General features: G+C 74.6%; 21 protein-coding genes and 1 pseudogene. 8 read left to right on the plus strand and 14 right to left on the minus strand.

Annotated elements, in window-relative coordinates; genetic code table 11:
- Together VKZ81_RS30170 and VKZ81_RS30175 are read left to right on the plus strand one after the other, a co-directional pair.
- Positions 1-1,046 (plus strand): 2,5-dihydroxypyridine 5,6-dioxygenase NicX family protein (locus VKZ81_RS30170; protein WP_324245131.1); only part of this gene is annotated, 1,046 nt, incomplete at its 5' end.
- Positions 1,047-1,048: 2 nt separating this feature from the next.
- Positions 1,049-1,795 (plus strand): maleate cis-trans isomerase family protein, encoded by a 747-nt coding sequence (locus VKZ81_RS30175; RefSeq protein WP_324245132.1) that lies wholly within the window; start codon positions 1,049-1,051, stop codon positions 1,793-1,795.
- A 70-nt stretch (positions 1,796-1,865) separates the two neighbouring features.
- On the opposite strand, the gene VKZ81_RS30180 is transcribed toward VKZ81_RS30175, so the two are convergent.
- Positions 1,866-2,714, minus strand: coding sequence for a helix-turn-helix transcriptional regulator (locus VKZ81_RS30180; protein WP_324245133.1), 849 nt, complete (start codon positions 2,712-2,714; stop codon positions 1,866-1,868).
- Positions 2,715-2,726: 12 nt separating this feature from the next.
- The gene (locus tag VKZ81_RS30185; protein WP_324245134.1) at positions 2,727-3,377 is read right to left on the minus strand and encodes a TetR/AcrR family transcriptional regulator; all 651 of its coding nucleotides are present in this window, start codon (positions 3,375-3,377) and stop codon (positions 2,727-2,729) included.
- Between the two features lie 40 nt (positions 3,378-3,417).
- Here VKZ81_RS30185 and VKZ81_RS35280 point away from each other — a divergent pair.
- Together VKZ81_RS35280 and VKZ81_RS30195 are read left to right on the plus strand one after the other, a co-directional pair.
- A pseudogene (locus VKZ81_RS35280) lies at positions 3,418-4,002 on the plus strand (arylamine N-acetyltransferase family protein); the annotation flags it as partial.
- A 366-nt stretch (positions 4,003-4,368) separates the two neighbouring features.
- Positions 4,369-5,073, plus strand: coding sequence for a Clp protease N-terminal domain-containing protein (locus tag VKZ81_RS30195; protein ID WP_324245136.1), 705 nt, complete (start codon positions 4,369-4,371; stop codon positions 5,071-5,073).
- A gap of 203 nt (positions 5,074-5,276) precedes the next feature.
- Here the strand turns inward: VKZ81_RS30195 and VKZ81_RS30200 are convergent, their stop codons facing one another.
- Entirely contained in the window at positions 5,277-6,572 is a 1,296-nt protein-coding gene (locus VKZ81_RS30200) for a M50 family metallopeptidase (RefSeq protein ID WP_324245137.1), read from the minus strand.
- Positions 6,569-7,759 (minus strand): 1-deoxy-D-xylulose-5-phosphate reductoisomerase, encoded by a 1,191-nt coding sequence (gene dxr, locus VKZ81_RS30205; protein WP_324245138.1) that lies wholly within the window; start codon positions 7,757-7,759, stop codon positions 6,569-6,571. Before dxr ends, VKZ81_RS30200 begins: the two co-directional genes overlap by 4 nt.
- 73 nt (positions 7,760-7,832) lie before the next feature.
- Between dxr and VKZ81_RS30210 the strand changes: the two genes are divergently transcribed.
- Positions 7,833-8,099 carry a DUF2631 domain-containing protein gene (locus VKZ81_RS30210; RefSeq protein ID WP_324245139.1) on the plus strand — a complete coding sequence of 89 codons (267 nt, stop codon included), beginning with the start codon at positions 7,833-7,835 and terminating at the stop codon, positions 8,097-8,099.
- Positions 8,100-8,106: 7 nt separating this feature from the next.
- Positions 8,107-9,069: a non-homologous end-joining DNA ligase gene (ligD, locus tag VKZ81_RS30215; RefSeq protein ID WP_324245140.1), complete on the plus strand. Its 963-nt coding sequence runs from the start codon at positions 8,107-8,109 to the stop codon at positions 9,067-9,069.
- Positions 9,070-9,199: 130 nt separating this feature from the next.
- Here ligD and mug read toward each other — a convergent pair whose 3' ends face one another.
- The 5 genes from mug to VKZ81_RS30240 all read right to left on the minus strand — a co-directional run bounded on the left by mug (position 9,200) and on the right by VKZ81_RS30240 (position 12,024).
- Positions 9,200-9,760, minus strand: coding sequence for a G/U mismatch-specific DNA glycosylase (gene mug / locus VKZ81_RS30220; RefSeq protein ID WP_324245141.1), 561 nt, complete (start codon positions 9,758-9,760; stop codon positions 9,200-9,202).
- Between the two features lie 9 nt (positions 9,761-9,769).
- Positions 9,770-10,030, minus strand: a complete 261-nt coding sequence (locus VKZ81_RS30225) for a helix-turn-helix domain-containing protein (protein ID WP_324245142.1) — start codon at positions 10,028-10,030, stop codon at positions 9,770-9,772.
- 118 nt (positions 10,031-10,148) lie between these two features.
- Positions 10,149-10,565, minus strand: coding sequence for a hypothetical protein (locus VKZ81_RS30230; RefSeq protein WP_324245143.1), 417 nt, complete (start codon positions 10,563-10,565; stop codon positions 10,149-10,151).
- Positions 10,566-10,670: 105 nt separating this feature from the next.
- Positions 10,671-11,504, minus strand: a complete 834-nt coding sequence (locus VKZ81_RS30235) for an EamA family transporter (RefSeq protein ID WP_324245144.1) — start codon at positions 11,502-11,504, stop codon at positions 10,671-10,673.
- Positions 11,497-12,024, minus strand: coding sequence for a MarR family winged helix-turn-helix transcriptional regulator (locus VKZ81_RS30240; RefSeq protein WP_324245145.1), 528 nt, complete (start codon positions 12,022-12,024; stop codon positions 11,497-11,499). The genes VKZ81_RS30235 and VKZ81_RS30240 overlap by 8 nt, the downstream gene beginning before the upstream one ends.
- A gap of 49 nt (positions 12,025-12,073) precedes the next feature.
- On the opposite strand from VKZ81_RS30240, the gene VKZ81_RS30245 reads away from it, so the two are divergent.
- Positions 12,074-13,141 (plus strand): ATP-dependent DNA ligase, encoded by a 1,068-nt coding sequence (locus VKZ81_RS30245; protein ID WP_324245146.1) that lies wholly within the window; start codon positions 12,074-12,076, stop codon positions 13,139-13,141.
- 1 nt (position 13,142) lies between these two features.
- Positions 13,143-13,613 carry a GNAT family N-acetyltransferase gene (locus VKZ81_RS30250; protein WP_324245147.1) on the plus strand — a complete coding sequence of 157 codons (471 nt, stop codon included), beginning with the start codon at positions 13,143-13,145 and terminating at the stop codon, positions 13,611-13,613.
- On the opposite strand, the gene rlmN is transcribed toward VKZ81_RS30250, so the two are convergent.
- From rlmN to VKZ81_RS30275, 5 genes are all read right to left on the minus strand, one after another.
- A complete protein-coding gene (gene rlmN / locus VKZ81_RS30255) occupies positions 13,592-14,695 on the minus strand; it encodes a dual-specificity RNA methyltransferase RlmN (RefSeq protein WP_324245148.1) in 1,104 nt (367 codons plus the stop codon). The two genes, VKZ81_RS30250 and rlmN, sit on opposite strands and share 22 nt — an antisense overlap.
- Positions 14,692-15,840 (minus strand): hypothetical protein, encoded by a 1,149-nt coding sequence (locus tag VKZ81_RS30260; protein WP_324245149.1) that lies wholly within the window; start codon positions 15,838-15,840, stop codon positions 14,692-14,694. Before VKZ81_RS30260 ends, rlmN begins: the two co-directional genes overlap by 4 nt.
- 75 nt (positions 15,841-15,915) lie before the next feature.
- Positions 15,916-16,446: a hypothetical protein gene (locus VKZ81_RS30265; protein ID WP_324245150.1), complete on the minus strand. Its 531-nt coding sequence runs from the start codon at positions 16,444-16,446 to the stop codon at positions 15,916-15,918.
- Positions 16,447-16,487: 41 nt separating this feature from the next.
- The gene (locus VKZ81_RS30270) at positions 16,488-17,219 is read right to left on the minus strand and encodes a class I SAM-dependent methyltransferase (protein WP_324245151.1); all 732 of its coding nucleotides are present in this window, start codon (positions 17,217-17,219) and stop codon (positions 16,488-16,490) included.
- Entirely contained in the window at positions 17,216-18,046 is an 831-nt protein-coding gene (locus VKZ81_RS30275) for a phosphatidate cytidylyltransferase (protein WP_324245209.1), read from the minus strand. Before VKZ81_RS30275 ends, VKZ81_RS30270 begins: the two co-directional genes overlap by 4 nt.
- Positions 18,047-18,071 lie beyond the last annotated feature (25 nt).

An 18,071-nucleotide genomic window follows, 5' to 3' on the forward strand; every position in this document is an offset into this window, starting at 1 on the left:
TGGACCAGAACCTGTTCAACGAGATCTGCCTGCAGCAGCTGACGCTGTCCGGGGTGCACGATGGCGAGACCGTCGCCGTCCTGACCAGGGGCGACGACCGCGCCGAGTACGCGAGCGCGTTCATGTGGGCCGCGCAGAAGCTCGGCGCCGCCACCTTCCACCTGCGCCTGCCCAACCCGGCCACGCCCAGCGGCGCGTGGGCCGTCGGCGACTCCGGGCTGGCTACCAACCCGCTCGCGGTCGAGGCGCTCAAGTCCGTCGACATGCTCGTCGACTGCACGTTCCTGCTGTTCTCCAAGGAGCAGTTCGAGATCCAGGCCGCCGGCACCCGGATCCTCACCGCGGTCGAGCCCGCCCCGCTGCTGGCCCGCCTCATGCCGACCAAGGAGCTGCGCGAGCGCGTCGAGGTCGGCGCCGAGCTGCTCGCCAAGGCCCAGACCATGCGGATCACCAGCCCGCACGGCACCGACGTCACCTACCGGCTCGGCGTGTACCCGACGATGAGCGAGTACGGCTACACCGACCAGCCCGGCCGCTGGGACCACTGGCCCGCCGCGTTCGTGTTCACCGGCGGCGCCGACGACGGGGTCGACGGCCGGATCGTCCTCGCGCCCGGCGACGTCCTGCTGCCGTTCAACACCTACGTGCAGACACCGGTGGAGTTCACCATCGAGGCCGGGTTCATCCGCGACATCCGCGGCCTCGACGGCCACTCCAGCCTCGACGCCGAGCTTCTCGACTCCTACATCAAGAGCTTCGACGACCCGCGCGGCTACGGCATGAGCCACGTCGGCTGGGGCCTCGACGAACGCGCCCACTGGCACGGGCTCACCCAGTTCGGCGGGGGCATGGGCATGGAGCTGCGCAGCTTCTACGGCAACGTCATGTTCTCCATCGGCCCGAACAACGAGCTCGGCGGCCCCAACGACACCCCCTGCCACTTCGACATCCCCATGCGCGGCTGCTCGCTGTACCTCGACGACGAACTCATCGTCGACGCGGGCGAGCTGACCGTGCCGGAGATGCGCCCCGCGGGCAGGCGCTGAGCATGGGCACGCACCACGTCGGGATGATCGTCCCGAGCTCGAACCGCACGATGGAGACCGAGCTGCCCCGGATGCTCGCCGCCCGCGAGCGGGAACACCCGCGGGACCGGTTCGTCTTCCACTCGGCGCGGGCGCGCATGCAGCACGTGACGCCCGAGCAGCTGCGGGCCATGAACGCGCAGGCCGAGCGGGCGGCCGCGGAGCTGGCGGACGTCCGTCCCGACGTGGTCGCCACCGCCTGCCTGGTCGCGATCATGGCCCAGGGCCCCGGCTACCACTGCACCGCGGAGGAGACGATCAGGGCCGCTTTGCGCGCCGAGGGCGCGCAGGCACCGGTCGTGTCCAGCGCGGGCGCGTTGCTGTCGGGGATCGCGGCACTCGGCGCGCGCAAGGTCGCGATCATCACCCCGTACCTGAAGCCGCTCACCGAGCTGGTGGTGGCCTACCTGGAGGACGCGGGCGTCGAGGTCACCGACGCCCTGTCGCTCGAGGTGCCCGACAACCTCGCCGTCGCCCGCCTCGACCCCGCCGACCTGCGCGAGCACTGGCGCAAGCTCGACCTGACCGGCGCCGACGCGCTCGTGGTCTCCGCGTGCGTGCAGATGCCCTCGCTGGAGTCGGTCGAGGCGATCGAGGCCGAGGCCGGGCTGCCCGTCCTGTCCGCGGCGACGGCCACGGCGCACCGGATCCTCACCGAACTGGGCCTGCCGCCGCAGGTCCCGGGGGCGGGGCACCTGCTCGCCGCCTGACCGGCTCCCACGCGTTCCGGCGAACGGCGCGTTCGTCGAAACCCATCGGGCGAACGCGCCGTTCGTCGGATCATCGAGCGCTGCTGCGCGCCTCGTCCTGCCGCGCGGCGCGGGCCCGCAGCTCGGCGAAGGCCACGGCGGCGGCGCCGGCCGGTGCGGCCTGGTAGACGACGAGCTGCTGGTGCGGGGCGTCGTTGACGCGGAAGGCCTGGAGTCGGATGTCCAGCTCGCCCACGTCCGGGTGGGCGAGGCGCTTCGCCTGCCGGGTCTTGCGCATCACCTCGTGCCGCGCCCACCGCTCGGCGAACTCCGGGCTCCCCGCGCGGAGCAGGTCGACGACCTCGGCGATCCGCGGGGAGCCGGGGTCGTGGCCGTACGCGGCGCGCAGCTCGGCCACGGACGAGTCCGCGGCCTGCTCCCAGTCCCGGTAGAAGGTCCGCCCGGCCGGGTCCAGGAAGACCATGCGGGCGAGGTTGTCGAACCGCTCGAACCCGCTGTGCAGGGCCGCGGCGAGCGCGTTGTGCGCCAGGACGTCGAGGGCCGGCCCCAGGATGAAGGCGGGCGTGTCGGGCCAGCCGTCGATCAGCTCGAACAGCTGCGGGCTGACCTGGTCGGGGCCGGCCGGGGCGCTCCGCCGCTCCCGGGGCGCCCGGGCGAGCCGGCGCAGGTGGTCGTGGGCGTCGCCGTCGAGGCGGAGGGCGGCGGCGATCGCGTCGAGCACCTGGAGCGAAGGGCTGGACTCGCGGCCCTGTTCGAGGCGCACGTAGTAGTCGGCGCTCACGCCGGCGAGCATGGCGACCTCCTCGCGGCGCAACCCCCGCACCCGGCGGCGGCCGTGCCCGGGCAGCCCCACGTCCCGCGGCGTGACGGCCTCGCGCCGCGCTCTGAGGAAGTCCCCCAGCGGGGTGCTGTCGCTCATGACGCCTCGAACCTAGTCGTCGCCGCGCGTCCGGGCGATGCGGACGCCCTGCTCGGGCAAGGGGGAGGCGGGGCCGCCGGCGCGGAGCCCGTCCAGCGCCAGCACGAGGTGGCGCCGGGCGCTGCGCTGCGCCTCGGCGGGTGGGATTCCGGGGATCGGCCGCAGGAGCGCGGCGAGCAGCAGCGCGACGTCGTCGACGGCGACGTCCGCGCGGAGGGCGCCCTCGTGCTGGGCGCGGCGCACGACGCGGTCGAGGATCGCCAGGAAGAGCCGCCGCAGCCGCCGGTTCTCCGGGTCGGCCCGCAGCTCGTCCCAGGTGCTCGCGAACCAGATCGACAGCCACGTGGCGAGCCGCAGCTCGTCGGCGGCGTCGAGGACGAAGCGCGACAGGGCCGCCCACGCGGTCGGCTCCTCGTCCTCGGCGGTCCGCGCCAGGTCGACCACTCGCTGGAAGCTGTCGAGCGCGAGCGCGCGCACGAGGGCCGCGCGGTCCGGGAAGTGCCGGTACACGGTGCCGATGCCCACCCGCGCGCGGCGCGCGACCGCCTCCGTGGTGGTGTCCGGCCCGTGCTCGGCGACCAGCTCGCGCGCCGCGGCGACGATGCGTTCGCGGTTGAGCCGTGCGTCGGCCCGCATCCCGCGGCCGCGTTCCTGATCGGGCACGCGCCGAGTGTAACCGGAGGATTTCCTACCGTATTGTGGGATGAAGCGGAGGGTCATCTATCGGTTAGGAGGCCGCGGTGCTCGACGCGATGCTCCGCCGGATCGGCTACGCCGGCCCGCTCGGCCGAGACGCCGCCACCCTCGTGGCACTGCACCGCGCCTGGCGCCGCGCCGTGCCGTACGAAACCTCGACATCCAGCTCGGCAGGCAGATCCGCCTGGACGAGCCGAGCCTGCTGGACAAGATCGTCACGCGACGGCGCGGCGGCTACTGCTACGAGCAGAACGGCGGGCTCGCCGCGCTGCTGCGCGCTGCGGGCTTCCCGGTGACGACGGCGGAGGCGGGCGTGCTGCGCGCGACCCGCGGCGACGCGGCGTGGGGCAACCACACCGTGCTGCTGGTCGACGCCGACGGGCGGCGGTGGCTCGCAGACGCCGGGATCGGCGACGGGTTCCTCGACCCGCTGCCGCTGCGCGAGGGCGTCCACGAGCAGCACGGGTTCACCTACCGGCTGGACCGGCTCGACGACGAGACCTGGCGCTTCGTGCACCACCCGCGCGGCAGCATCGGCTCCTACGACTTCCGCCGGGAACCGCGCGAGCTCGCCGACTTCGAGGGGCACTCGCACCGGCTCGCCACGTCCCCCGAGTCGCCGTACGTGACGACGCTCGTGGTGGCGCGCCCCCGGGGTGGCCCACACGCTCCTGCTGCTGTCCCGCACGCTGCGGCGGCTGGGCACCTGCGGGCGGACGGTGAGCGCGGTGGAGTCCGTCGAGGAGTTCGCGAACCTGCTCGCCGGTCCACTCGGGGTCCCGCTGCCCGACCTCGGGCCCGGTGCCGTTGCCCGTCTGTGGGAGCGAGCCTGCGCGCAGGACGACCTCCGGCGGGAGGCGCCTCCGCCGGCCCGACCTCCACCGGTGGTGAGGCCCACGATGGCCCGTATCGCCGAACGGCCCTGCGCCGGAGCGCGTTTCGGACCACGATGGGGGCCGTGCCGACCGACGACGCACCGCTGCACCCGACGTCGCACTACCGGAACGTGCTCCAGCACGCCGAGGCCGAGGCCAGACGGCGCGGCCACCAGCACCTCGGACCCGAGCACCTGCTGCTCGGCATCCTCGACACCGGGGAGTCGGCGGCGACGGCGGCGATCGCGAAGTTCGTCGACGTGCCGACGATCCGCCGCGAGCTGGAGCGGGTGCTCGCCTCGGAGACCTACGCCCGCGACCACCCCGGCCCGGTGCCACACCCGCGCGCGACCGACGAACGGTCCGACACCGTTCCGGTGCTGCTGGTCCGCGGCGAGGAGCGCCAGCGCGCGGTGATCCGCTGGTGGTGGATCGGCCGCGGCCCGGACGACGTGTACCGGGCGGAGCTGGAGTGGTCCGGGCCCGCGCTCGAGGTCAGCGCCCACGACATGTTCGACGCGCTCGTCCGGTTCCGCGAGCAGCTCGAGCCGGAGGGCTGGTTCGTCGCCGTCCAGGGCTCCCGACTCGACACCTACCCCAGCGCCATGCAGCGCGACATGGGCGGGGGCCTCAGCGTCTACGTGATCCGCATGGGCGAGCCGGCCCGCTCGAGCGACGTGGTCGACACCTTCGCCGAGGCCGATCCCGCCCTGCTCGCCACGGTGGAGGACCAGCGCCGCCACGCCGAGGAGTGGTCCCGCTCGGTGGAGGGCGCCGCGGCCCGGTGACCGTCACACGAGGATCCGCCCCTCGTCATCCACCGGGCCTCGGGCCGGCAGCTCGAAGCCCCCGTCGTCGAAGACGACGGACCAGAACGTCGTCCTCCGGGTAGTCCGCGCCGAGCGGCGTCGTGGGGCGGGGTGAACAGCCACGGCCGGACGTCGGCCCGACGGATCGCCACGACCGCCGCCTGATGCATCACCCCCACCGGTCAGAACGGCAGCTGGATCGGGTTGACCACGTCGGCGACCAGCAGGATCGCCGACCACCCGATGAACAGCAGCGCCACCACGTAGGCGATCGGCAGCAGCTTCGCCGCGTCCACCGGGCCCGGGTCGGGCCGGCCGCGCATCCGCGCGATGCGCTTCTTCACCGCCTCCCACAGCGCGGGGAAGATCTGCCCGCCGTCGAGCGGGGGCAGCGGCAGCAGGTTGAACATGAACAGCGAGATGTTCACCAGCGCCAGCAGGTTGAACAGGAACAGCACCTGCTGGGTGGCGGTGAACTCCGCGGAGGCCAGGAACTCGCCCCCGATCCGCGACACCCCCACGATGCCGACCGGCCCGTCCTGGTCGCGCTCGGCGCCGAGGAACGCCGAGCCGAACAGGTTGGGCAGCCGCTCGGGCAGGTTGAGGATGGCCTGACCGGTTCGGACGATCACATCACCGACCGCCACGACCACGGCGTCGGGCCCCTGCCGCGCGATCGTCCGCACCGGGGTGACGCCGAGGAAGCTCGCCTCCACGATGCGGTCCGGGTCGTCGAGGTCGCGGGCCTCGGTGCGGATCAGCGTGGGGGTGAGGTCGAGCCGCTCGCCGCCGCGCTCCACCGTGATCGTGACGGTGCCGGAGGCGGCGCGGATGGCCTCCTGCAGGGCCCGCCAGTCGTTCTCCACCACGGGCGCGCCGTTGAAGGCCACGATCTTGTCGCCGGGTCGCAGCCCGGCCGCCGCGGCCGGGCTGGGCGGGGCGTCGGCGGGGCACACGTCGGTGGCCGGGGCCGACGCGGGGAGGACGCACTCGCTGACCGTCGCGATCGTGGTGCTGTTCGTCGGCACCCCGATCCCCATGATCGCGATCGCGAAGAGCACCACCGCGAGGATCAGGTTCTGGAACGGCCCCGCCGCCATCACGACGATCCGCTTCCACGGGGCGCGCGTGTAGAACTGCCGGTGCGCGTCCTCGGGCCGGACGTCCATCGCCGACTGCCTGCGGGCGTCGTCGATGAGGCCCTGGAACGGGCCGGTGCGGCGGCTGCGGCCCAGCGTCTCGCCCTTGGCCGGCGGCAGCATGCCGATCATGCGGACGTAGCCGCCGAGCGGGATCAGCTTGACGCCGAACTCCGTCTCGCCGACCTGGCGCGACCACAGCGTCTTGCCGAACCCGACGAAGAACTCCGGGACCTTGATGCCGAACTTGCGCGCCGCCAGGTAGTGGCCGAGCTCGTGCCAGGCCACCGAGAACATGATCCCGGCGAACAGCAGCAGGATCCCGAGCACGAACATCATGACAGCCCCGCTCCCCTCGGGAGCGCCTTCCTCCGCGACGCCGCGAGCTCGCCCGCGCGCGCCCGCGCCCATTCCTCCGCCGCCAGCACGTCCGCCACGGTAGCGGGGTCGGCGGTCCAGCCGTCGGCCGCGTCGAGCACCTCCTCCAGCACCTCGAAGATGCCGGCGAAGGGCAGCTCGCCGGCCACGAACGCGGCGACGGCCTCCTCGTTCGCGGCGTTGAACACCGCGGGCACGCTCCCGCCGGCCGCGCCGGCCGCCCTGGCCAGCCGCACGCCGGGGAGCGCGTCGTCGTCCAGCGGCTCGAACGTCCAGCTCTGCGCGGCGTCCCAGCGGCAGGGCGGGGCGGCGCCGGTGAGCCGGTCCGGCCAGCCGAGGGCGAGCGCGATCGGCAGCTTCATGTCCGGCGGGCTGGCCTGGGCGAGCGTGGAGCCGTCGGTGAACGTCACCATCGAGTGCACGATCGACTGCGGGTGCACGACCACGTCGATCCGCTCGTAGGGCACCCCGAACAGCAGGTGCGCCTCGATGACCTCGAGGCCCTTGTTGACCAGTGTCGCCGAGTTGATCGTGATGACCGTGCCCATCGCCCACGTGGGGTGGGCGAGCGCCTCGTCCACGGTGACGTCCGCGAGCTCCTCGCGCCGCCGCCCGCGGAACGGGCCGCCGGACGCGGTGAGCACCAGCCGCTCGACCTCGTCGGTCCGCCCTCCGCGCAGGCACTGGGCGAGCGCGGAGTGCTCGGAGTCGACCGGCACGATCTGGCCCGGCGCGGCGGCGCCCGTGACCAGCGATCCGCCGGCCACCAGCGATTCCTTGTTGGCGAGCGCGAGGGTGGCGCCGGAGGCGAGCGCGGCCAGCGTGGGCCCGAGCCCCACGGAGCCGGTGATCCCGTTGAGCACGGTGTCGGCGCCCGCGGTGGCCGTGAGCTCGGTCGCCGCGTCCGGCCCGGCCAGCACCTCGACGCCGGGGAGCCGCTCGCGCAGCTCGGCGGCGGTGTCGTGGCTCGCGACGGCGAGCCGGGGCACGCGGTGCTCCCGCACCTGCCGTACCAGCAGGTCGGTGTCCCGGCCGCCGGCCGCGAGGCCCGCGACCGTGAACCGGTCCGGGTGGGCGGCGACGACCTCGAGTGCCTGCGTGCCGATGGAGCCGGTGGACCCCAGCACGACGACGGAGCGACTGGTCATCACCGTCCATCATCCCCGGCGCCGTGTTGTGCGACGATGAGGGCCGTAGTTCAGGCGGACCAGGAGGACTTCGGTGGCGAGGAACACCCGTGAGCTGGCGCGTCGGCCGGAGGTCGACCCCGAGGAGGAGCCCTCGGTCGAGTGGGGCTGGCACGGCGGCTTCCCGCGCGGCATGGTGATCGCCGGCTGGTTCTGCGTGTTCCTCCTCGTCGTCTTCAACTTCACCAACAACAACCTGGTGAACCACACCGCGAACGTCTGGCTCGTCGGCCTCGCGATCGTCATGGCGATCGGGCTCGTGGCGCACTCGGTGCGCAAGCGCACGTCCTGGCGGCGCTGAGCCGGCGATGGCGGGGCCAGCCGTCGAGCTGGAGGTCGGCGACCGGGTCGTGCGGATCTCCAACCCCGACCGGGTCTACTTCCCGGCCCGCGGGGAGACCAAGCTCGACCTGGCCGAGTACTACATGTCGGTCTCCGACGGCATCGTGCGCGCGCTGCGCGACCGGCCGTGCATGCTGCACCGGTTCCCCACCGGGGTCACCGGTGAGAAGGTGCACCAGAAGCGGCTGCCGAAGGGCGCGCCCGACTGGGTGCAGACCGTCCGGATCCACTTCCCCCGCTGGAACCGCACGGCCGACGAGCTGTGCGTGCAACACATCGCCGACGTGGTGTGGGCGGTGCAGATGTCCACCGTCGAGTTCCACCCGTGGAACTCCCGGCGCTTCGACACCGAGAAGCCCGACGAGTGGCGCATCGACCTCGACCCGATGCCCGAAGCCGACTACGCCGACGTCCGCCGCGTGGCGCACGTCGCCCACGAGGTGCTCGACGAGCTGGGTGCGGTCGGCTGGCCGAAGACCTCGGGCGGCAAGGGCCTGCACGTGTACGTGCGGATCCCGCCGGAGCACGGGTTCGCCGACGTCCGCCGCGCCGCGCACGCGTTCGCCCGCGAGGTCGCCCGCCGCTGCAAGCTCGTCGACCTGACGTGGTGGCGCAAGGACCGCGACCCCAAGTCGATCTTCGTCGACTACAACCAGAACACCCGCGACCACACGATCCGCTGCGCCTACTCCGTGCGCGGCGTGCCCGAGGCCGTGGTGTCCACCCCGATCCGGTGGGACGAGATCGACGACGCCGACCCGCGCGACTTCACCATCGCCACCGTCCCGCCGCGATACGCGGAGCTCGGCGACCTGCACGAGGGCATCGACGACGCCGTCTTCCCGATCGACGAGCTGCTCGAGTGGGCCGACCGCGACGAACGCGAGGGCGAGGCCCCGCCCGACGAGGAGCCCCAGCCCCTCGACTGACCCGCGAGTCGCGCGCCGGGTGTCGGCGAGTCGCGGGCTGGGCGTCGGCGAGTCGCGCTCTGGATGCGGGCGAGTCGCGGCCCGGGCGCGTCGCCTCTCGGTCCCCGCGCGTCGTGGCCTGGGCGGCCGGCTACCCCGCTTCGACCGCCGCCCGCAGCCGCGCGAACTCCGCGATCATGCCCGGCAGCTGCCAGTGGGCGTTGAGCCCGCTCGGGTTCGGCAGCACCCACACCCCGGTGTCACCGATCCGCTCCTCCTGTGGCCCGACCGCCGCCCGCGGGGCCCCGAACGCCAGCCGGTACGCCGTCACCCCGACGACGGCGAGCCACGCCGGCCGGTACCGCGCCACCAGCTCCCTCAGCCGCCCGGCGCCCGCGACGAGCTCGGCGGGCGTGAGCTCGTCGGCCCGGGCCGTCGCCCGCGGCGCCAGGTTCGTGATGCCCAGCCCGAGCGCGGGCAGCTCCCCCTGCTCCGCGGGTGTGAGCAGCCGCGGGGTGAACCCGGCGCCGTGCAGCGCGGGCCAGAACCGGTTGCCCGGCCGCGCGAAGTGGTGGCCGGTGGCCGCGGAGACCAGCCCGGGGTTGATGCCGCAGAACAGCACCCGCAGCGGCGGGTCCCCCGGGCCGGGCAGCACGTCGTCGATCGTGCGCTCGCGCGCGGCCTCCAGCTCGGCGCGGCTGAAGCGGGCCACCCCGCTGCCTCAGGCGGTGGCCCGGTGGCGCGGGCCGTCCTCGCCGAGCGGCCCGATGCCGAACGCGGCCGCGGTGAACGCCGCCCGCTCCGTCCCGGTGAGCCCGAGGGCGCTCGCCAGCAGCCGCACGGTGACCGGCCGCGGCCGGACGGTCTCCCCCGACTCGAGCTTCCCGAGCGCCCGCACGCTCAGGCCCGCCTGCTCGGCCAGCTCCTCCTGGGTGCGCGCGGCCCGCAGCCGGTGGCTGCGAAGCAGATCCCCGAAGACCATCACGAGCCCCCCGCTCTCCTGCGTCCTCTACGAACTCAGCGCGGGGGCCGCGGCGGGTATTACGGATCCGCCCCGACGGTCGCCCGTTCGGGCCAGCCATTTCCACCGTTCGCCGCACCTATTCGGCGGTCACGCCGGTGTGCAGGTGCTGACGGTCGTCCACCCAGCTGGCGTTGGCGCGGTAGAAGCCGACGCCGCGCCCGTACGGCCGGGTGACGTCGACGGCGGTGGCGTTGCGCCCGGTCTCCACCCCGACCGGCTTGCAGGCGGGGTCGCACGCCTCGATCGCGACCAGAGCGCCCTGCAGGGTCCGCCCGGCCTCGGCGCGCACGATCGCGGTCACCGTCGTCTGGTCGGGCGTTTGGCCCCGGTCGAGCCGATAACAGACGCTCACCCCGTCGAACGGGCCGGTGCAGCGCTCCTCACCCCTGGGCTGCGGCGCCGCGGCGGCCGGTGCGGCGATGCCCAGCCCCACCGCGCCCGCGACGAGCAGGACGGCCCCGGCGCGGCGGACGTGACGTGCGATGGTGTGCATCTCTTGCTCCTCTCCGGTGGTCGTGAGCGATGCCAACGACCAAACACCGGCGGCGCCGCGCTCAACAGGAACGGCGGTGGCACTTCCCCGGCATTCGACCGGAACTCAGCCGGCGAGCGCGATCAGACCGACCGCGGCCCCGGCCAGCCCGAGCCCGGCGGCCTGCCCCCGGGTGAGCTGCTCCCTCAGCACGGTGAGCCCGAGCAGCACCGGCACCACCGGGTACAGCGCCGAGAGCACGACGGCCACCGAGACCAGCTGCTCCCGGGTCGCGAACGTGTAGCAGGCGATCGCGAGCGTCCCGACCGCGCCGCTGGCCGCGCACCCCAGCGCGAGCCGCCGCGGCATCCGCACGCGCGCACCCGCGCGCAGCACCACGACCACCAGGACGGCGACGGACGCGACCCGGCTCGCCACCAGCGGCCACAGGCCGGCCGCCGGGTCCACCGGCACGAGCGCGACGAATTGCAGCGCGAACCCGAGCCCCGACAGCAGGCCGTCGGCGCTCCCGGCGGCCGAGCCGCGCCGCGTCCCGGCGCCGGTGACGAGCCACAGCGCGGGTGCGGCCGCGACGATCCCGAGCCAGCAGGTGGCCGACGGCCGCTCCCCGAGCAGGAGCACGCCGAACAGGACCGGCACCACCACGCCCGCGACATCGCTCAGCGGCACGACGACCGAGAGCTGCCCGTTGCCCATGCCGCGGAACAGGAACGCGACCCCGATCCCCGTCCCGACCCCGGACAGCGCTCCCCACCCGAGCGCGCCCGTGGTCACCGACGACGCAGGCACCACCACCGCCGCACCCGAAACCAGCGCCGTGCCCCCGAGCTGCGCGACGAGCGCGACCGCGGCGCTGTGCACACGACGGGCGAGCAGCGCGCTCGCGAAGTCGGTGATCCCGAAGCACAGCGCGGCGCCGAGGGCGAGCGCCTCACCCACCGGTGGCGTCCCGTTCGGCCTGCCCCACCGGGCAGACCGCGCCCGCCTCGGTGCAGCAGGGCCGGTCGCACAGCCTGCACACCCGCCAGGCGCTGCCGACCTCGGCGTAGAGCGCGCGCAGCAGCCCTTCCAGCAGCCCGGCGAGGGCCTCCTGATCGGACGGCGGGAGCGCACCGACGAGGGCGGCGAGCCGGTCCCCGCGCGCGTCCAGCAGGGTCGCCGCGGCCCTCCGGCCCGCGTCGGTGGGGTGGACGGCAACCCACTTCCCGAACGTCGGCCGCCGCTCGACGAGGCCGCGCGCCTCCAGGGCGTCGACCATCCGGGCGGCCGCCGACTGGGTCAGGCCGACCCGCCTGCCCAGCTCCGTGACGCTGATGCCCGGGTCCGCACCGAGCACGACCAGCGCGGCGGCGCCGCTGCCGCTCACCCCGACGGCGCCGGCCGCGCCCGCGAGGGCGAGGTCGGTGACGGCCAGTGCGGTCGCCCCGAGCAGGTTCGCCGTCCTCCTCGTGTCATGCATGACTCATGCATACCGGCACAAACACGGGCCATGCGGCAGACTGGCGGCCGTGAAGCTCCCGGTCATGCCGCCCGTCGCGCCGATGCTGGCCAAACCGATCGGCGACATCCCCGCAGGCCAGATGTACGAGCCGAAGTGGGACGGCTTCCGCTCGATCATCTTCCGCGACGGCGACGAGGTGGAGATCGGCAGCCGCAACGAGCGGCCGATGACCCGCTACTTCCCCGAGGTCGTCGCGGCCGTCATCGCGAACTTCCCCGAGCGCGCCGTGGTCGACGGGGAGATCGTGGTGGCCGACACCGCCCGCAACCGGCTCGACTTCGAGGCGCTGCAGCAGCGCATCCACCCGGCGGAGAGCCGCGTCAACCTCCTCGCCGAGCAGACGCCGGCGAGCTTCATCGCGTTCGACCTGCTCGCGCTCGGCGACGACGACCTCACCCAACGCCCGTTCGCCGAACGCCGCGCCCTGCTGGAGGAGGCGTTCGCCGACGCGGCGCCGCCTGTCCACGTCACCCCGCTCACCCGCGACCTCGACACGGCGAGGCAGTGGTTCCAGCAGTTCGAGGGGGCCGGGCTGGACGGGCTCATCGCGAAGAAGCCCGACCTGCCCTACCAGCCCGACAAGCGGGTGATGAGCAAGATCAAGCACGAGCGCACCGCCGACTGCGTGGTGGCCGGGTACCGGGTGCACAAGTCCGGCCCGGACGCGCTCGGCTCGCTCCTGCTCGGCCTCTACGACGACCGCGGCGTGCTCAACTCGGTCGGCGTGGTCGGCGCGTTCCCGATGGCCACCCGGCGGGCGCTGCTGAAGGAGCTCCAGCCGTTGGTCACCACGTTCGACGACCACCCGTGGAACTGGGCCGCCCACGAACAGGGCGAGCGCACCCCGCGCAAGAACGAGACCAGCCGCTGGAACGCGGGCAAGGACCTGTCCTTCGTCCCGCTGCGGCCCGAGCGGGTGGTCGAGGTCCGCTACGACTACATGGAAGGCGACCGGTTCCGGCACACCGCGCAGTTCGTGCGCTGGCGCCTCGACCGCGACCCGCGCTCGTGCACGTACGAGCAGCTGGAGCGGCCGGTCACGTTCGACCTGGCCGACGTGCTCGCCGGGGGCTGACGTGCGGATCCGGCCGGCCCGCGCCGACGAGGCGACCGAGCTCACCGAGCTGGTCCTGCGGTCCAAGGCGCACTGGGGGTACGACGAGGAGTTCCTCGCCGCGTGCCGGGACGAGCTCGCGATCGCCGCGGACGACGTCGCGCGCAGGCGGGTCGTCGTCGCCGAGGACGAGACCGGGGTGCGCGGGGTCGCCTCGCTGGAGGGCGCCCCGCCCGACGGCGAGCTCGGGCTGCTCTTCGTGGAGCCGCGGGCGATCGGTACCGGGGTGGGTGGGGCGCTCTACCGCCACGTCCTCGCCACGGCGGCGGCGTTGGGGTTCACCCGGCTGCGGATCGAGGCCGACCCGCACGCCGAGCCCTTCTACCTCGCGATGGGCGCCCGGCGGATCGGCGCCGTGCCGTCCGGCTCGCTGCCCGGGCGCGAGCTGCCGCTGCTGGAGGCGGTCGTCGGTCAGGCCTGGGCGGCGAGCTGACCGCACGCCGCGGCGATCTCGCGCCCGCGGGTGTCGCGCACGGTGCACGCGATCCCGGCGGCCCGCACGCGCGCCACGAACTCGTCCTGGACCCGCCGCGGCGAGGCGTCCCACTTGCTGCCCGGCGTGGGGTTGAGCGGGATGAGGTTGACGTGCACGCGCGACGCGCCGACCCGCTGCCGCAGCAGCGTGCCGAGCAGATCCGCGCGCCACGGGTGGTCGTTGACGTCGCGGATCAGCGCGTACTCGATCGACACCCGCCGCCCGGTGGTCCGCGCGTAGCGGCGGGCCGCGTCGAGCACCTCCGTCACCTTCCAGCGGTTGTTGACGGGCACGAGCGTGTCGCGCAGCTCGTCGTCGGGGGTGTGCAGCGACACGGCGAGCGTGACCGGCAGCCCCTCGTTCGCGAGCCGGTCGATCGCCGGCACCAGCCCCACCGTGGAGACCGTGACGCCGCGAGCGGAGATCCCGAGCCCGTCCGGCGCCGGGGCCGTGATGCGCCGGACGGCGGCCACCACGCGCTTGTAGTTGGCGAGCGGCTCCCCCATGCCCATGAACACGACGTTGGACAGCCGCATGGGGCGGCCGAGGGCGCCGTCGCGGGCCGCGGCGGCGGCCTGCCGGACCTGCTCGACGATCTCCCCGGTGGACAGGTTGCGCTGCAGCCCGCCCTGCCCCGTGGCGCAGAACGGGCACGCCATCCCGCAGCCCGCCTGGCTGGACACGCAGACCGTGGCGCGGTCCGGGTAGCCCATCAGCACCGACTCGGCGCGGGTGCCGTCGTGGGCCTGCCAGAGCGTCTTCCGGGTGGCCCCGTCGTCGCAGGCCTGTTCGAGCACCGGCGTGACCAGCGGCGGCAGCAGCTCGCGCAACGTGTCGCGGGCGGCCGCGGGCAGGTCGGTCATCGCGCCGACGTCGGCGGTGAGCCTGCCGAAGTAGTGGCGGGCGAGCTGGTCGGCGCGGAACCCCGGGAGGCCGAGCTCGCCGACGGCGGCCCGGCGGTCGGCCGGGTCGAGGTCAGCGAGGTGGCGCGGCGGCTGGGCACGCCGGGGCGCCTCGAAGACGAGGGGCAGGGAAGTCATGACCCCCCGATTGTGCCAGCACCGTCGGGCGCTCCCCCGGCGCGGCGGAGCGCGTAGCCCAGCACGGCGATCGCGAGCGCCGGTCCCCAGCCGAAGAACGGGAACACCACGAGCCCGAAGAGGTCGCCGGAGGCCACGGTGATGACCACCATCGGCACCGCGGCCACGGTGAACAACGCCGCCACCACCGCACCCGGCACGACGGCCGCGGCCGGCGGCACCGCTCGTCCCCGCACGACCGGCACCCAGCACGGCCAGACCTCGCCCCACCGCGCCACCAGCCCGGTCGTGAGCACGGCACCGGCGAGCGCGGCGAGCCCGAGCAGCAGGCCGTGCAGCCGCATCTCCGGCGCCGCCGCCAAGGCCGCCGGGTCGATGCCGAACGGCCACGGCGTGAGCCAGGTCAGCCGGAGCAGGCCGTACGGCAGGGCGCAAGCGGCCGCGACGAACGTCGCCGTCCGTCCCCACCGGGCCGTCGCATCGGGGCGCATCCAGGCGGGGAGCTGCCCGCTCGTCCGGTCGCCGAGCGCCGTCCGGGCGCCCAGCACCGCCCACATCAGGCCACCGGTCAGGAAGAACGCGGCGAACAGCGGCGGCACGGTGCGCGGCAGCGCCGACCCCAGGACGGCGAGGTAGCGCCGGACCACGTCGCCGTCGGCGAGCCCGGTACCCCACGCAGCCGACCCGACCAGCACGAACGCCCCGACGGCGAGGGGACCGCCCCGCCAGCGCCACGCCCCGGTGAGCACGGTGGCGAACAGCACGACCGGCCCGAACACCGCCATCAGGTAGCCGGCGAGGACGAGCGGGCGCAGGCCCGGTACCGCCAGCCCGAACACGGCGAACCACGCCGCCGCCACGAGCAGGACGACGCGCCGGGCCCAGCCGGCGCGGGCGAGCGCGGCCGCCCCGAGGCCCACGGCTCCGGCCGCCACCAGCGCGGGCGGCACGAGCGCCGGGGGTACGACGTCGAGCAGCGTGCCGGCGGTGGTGCCGGGATCGGGCGGGAACGGGTAGTGCTCGGGCCTGCTCGACCACCACAGCCCGAGCGCGCCGGTGGCGGCCGACCACGCGGCCGCGGCCAGGGGCACGCTCGAGGTGCGGGTACGGGTGCGCCGCCCGGCCGGCGCGTACGCGATGTCCATGCCGGCGACGATCTCCCGGCCGGTGGCCCGGATCCTCCCGGGACGGGGTGAACCCGCTCCCCCGCGAGGGGGAGGTCAGCGGCGGACGCGGTAGTGCGCCTCGGCGAGCAGGCCGGTGCGGTGCGCGCCCGTCAGCCAGAACAGCCCGCCCGCGACGAGCCCCACCAGCCCTTGCGGGTACAGCGCGCCCGCCGAGCTCAGTGCGAGCAGCGCTCCGGCCGCACCGAGCACCATCAGCGCGCCCCCGAGCGCGAGCATCGCCCGCACGTCCAGCTGAGAGGCCAGCATCATCGTCGCGACGCCGATGATGACCGCGGCCACCGGGACCGCGAGCTCCCCCCACGTCAGCCGCGCGAGCGCGGTGGAGGCGACGGCCACCAACGCCGCGGTGACCCCGAGGAGCCGCAGGAAGCGGCCCCGTCCACCACGCGGCAGGGGGTCGCCCGGCCCGTAGCGGCGCCGCAGCGCCATCACGAGCACTCCCGTGACACCCAGCCCGGCGGCCAGCACGACCGTGCCGATCCCGGCGTCGAGCGCCATGGCGCCGACCGTCCACCACGCGGCGCCGACGATCGGCTCGAGGTAGGGCACCGGAGTCCCGCGCATGCCGCCACGGTAGCGAGAACGCCCCGCGGGGCGTCGCCGGGTCACGCGCGGAACGTCTCCTTGCGACGCACGTGCAGCCGGTAGCCGACGGCCAACGTGAGGCCGGTGGTCTGGGCGATCGCGCGTTCTGCGACGGGGCGCGAGAACTCGATCCGCAGCACGGCCTCGAGGGTGTCGCGGTCCGGGAAGCGCCAGATCGTCCGGATGCGCCGCATCGAGAAGCCCTGCCGCTCGAAGAACTGCTCGACCCGGTCCGGGCGGTAGCGCGGCAGGTCGGCGCGCATCCAGTCCCCGTAGGGCGGGACGGTGGCGTCGAGGTCGACGATCGCGATCGCGCCACCGGGCCGCAGCACGCGCTCGGCCTCGGCGAGCCCCGGCTCGCAGCCCGGGCCGAAGAAGTAGGCGGTACGGGCGTGCACGAGGTCGACGCTGGCGTCCGGGAGCGGCAGCGCGGCCGCGCCCGCCTGGAGCACCGTCGCCCGGCCACCGACGCGCCGCCGCGCCCGCTCCACCAGCCCGGCGTGCGGCTCGACCCCGGTGACGGACGCGGCCTCGGCGGCGAAGACGGGCAGGTGGAAGCCGTCGCCGCAGCCGACGTCCAGCACGTCGGCGCCGCGCCACGGCACGGTCTCGCGCAGCGCCGCCCAGATCGCGCCCTCGACGTCCTGCGCGCGGTTCTCGCGCTCGTACACGTCGGGCCAGTTCCAGATGTTCGGGCTCGGGATCGCCGCGTCCTCCGGCGCGACGCCGGCGAGGCGCCGTAACGACCTCACGGCACGACGATGCTGAGCAACGCCCACGCGACGAACGCGGTGGGCAGCAGCGAGTCCATCCGGTCGAGCAACCCGCCGTGGCCCGGCAGCAGGGTGCCCATGTCCTTGATGCCGAGGTCGCGCTTGACCATCGACTCGATCAGGTCGCCGACGGTGGCGCAGGTGACGAGCAGCGCGCCGGTGAGCGCGCCCGCCCACCAGGGGCCGCCGAGCAGCAGGTGCACGCTCAGCGCGCCCGCCACCATGCCCGCGGCCTGCGACCCGGCGAAGCCCTCCCAGGACTTCTTGGGGCTGATCGTCGGGGCCATGGGGTGGCGGCCGATCAGCACGCCCGTGGCGTAGCCGCCGATGTCGGAGGCCACCCCGCAGATCAGGAACGTGAGCACGCGGCCGAGCCCGTCGTCGGCGACGACGAGCAGCACCGCGAACGAGCAGAACAGCGGCACGTAGGCGGCCGCGAACACCCCGGCCGCGACGTCCCGCAGGTAGCCCTGCGAGCCGGCGGGCATCCGCCACAGCAGCACCGCGAGCACCGTGACCGCGAACGCGACGGCGAGCCCCGTCAGCCCGAGCGGCCACGAGGCCCACACCATCGCCTGCCCGCCGACGAGAAGCGCGGGCAGCGGGATCGCGATCCCCGCGCCGCGGCGCAGCGCGCCCGCGAGCTCCCACGTGCCCACGGCCGCGGCGAGCGCGAGGACCCCGATGAAGAAGTGCCGCTCGACCAGCAGGGACGCCAGGATGACGATGCCCAGGCCGACACCGACGGTGATGGCCGCGACCAGGTCGCGCCCGGCCCGCGAGGGCCGGCGGGCCGGGGGCACCATCGCCGTCGTGTGCGGGGAGGAAGCG

This window comes from Pseudonocardia sp. (assembly GCF_035305885.1).
Lineage (GTDB): Bacteria > Actinomycetota > Actinomycetes > Mycobacteriales > Pseudonocardiaceae > Pseudonocardia.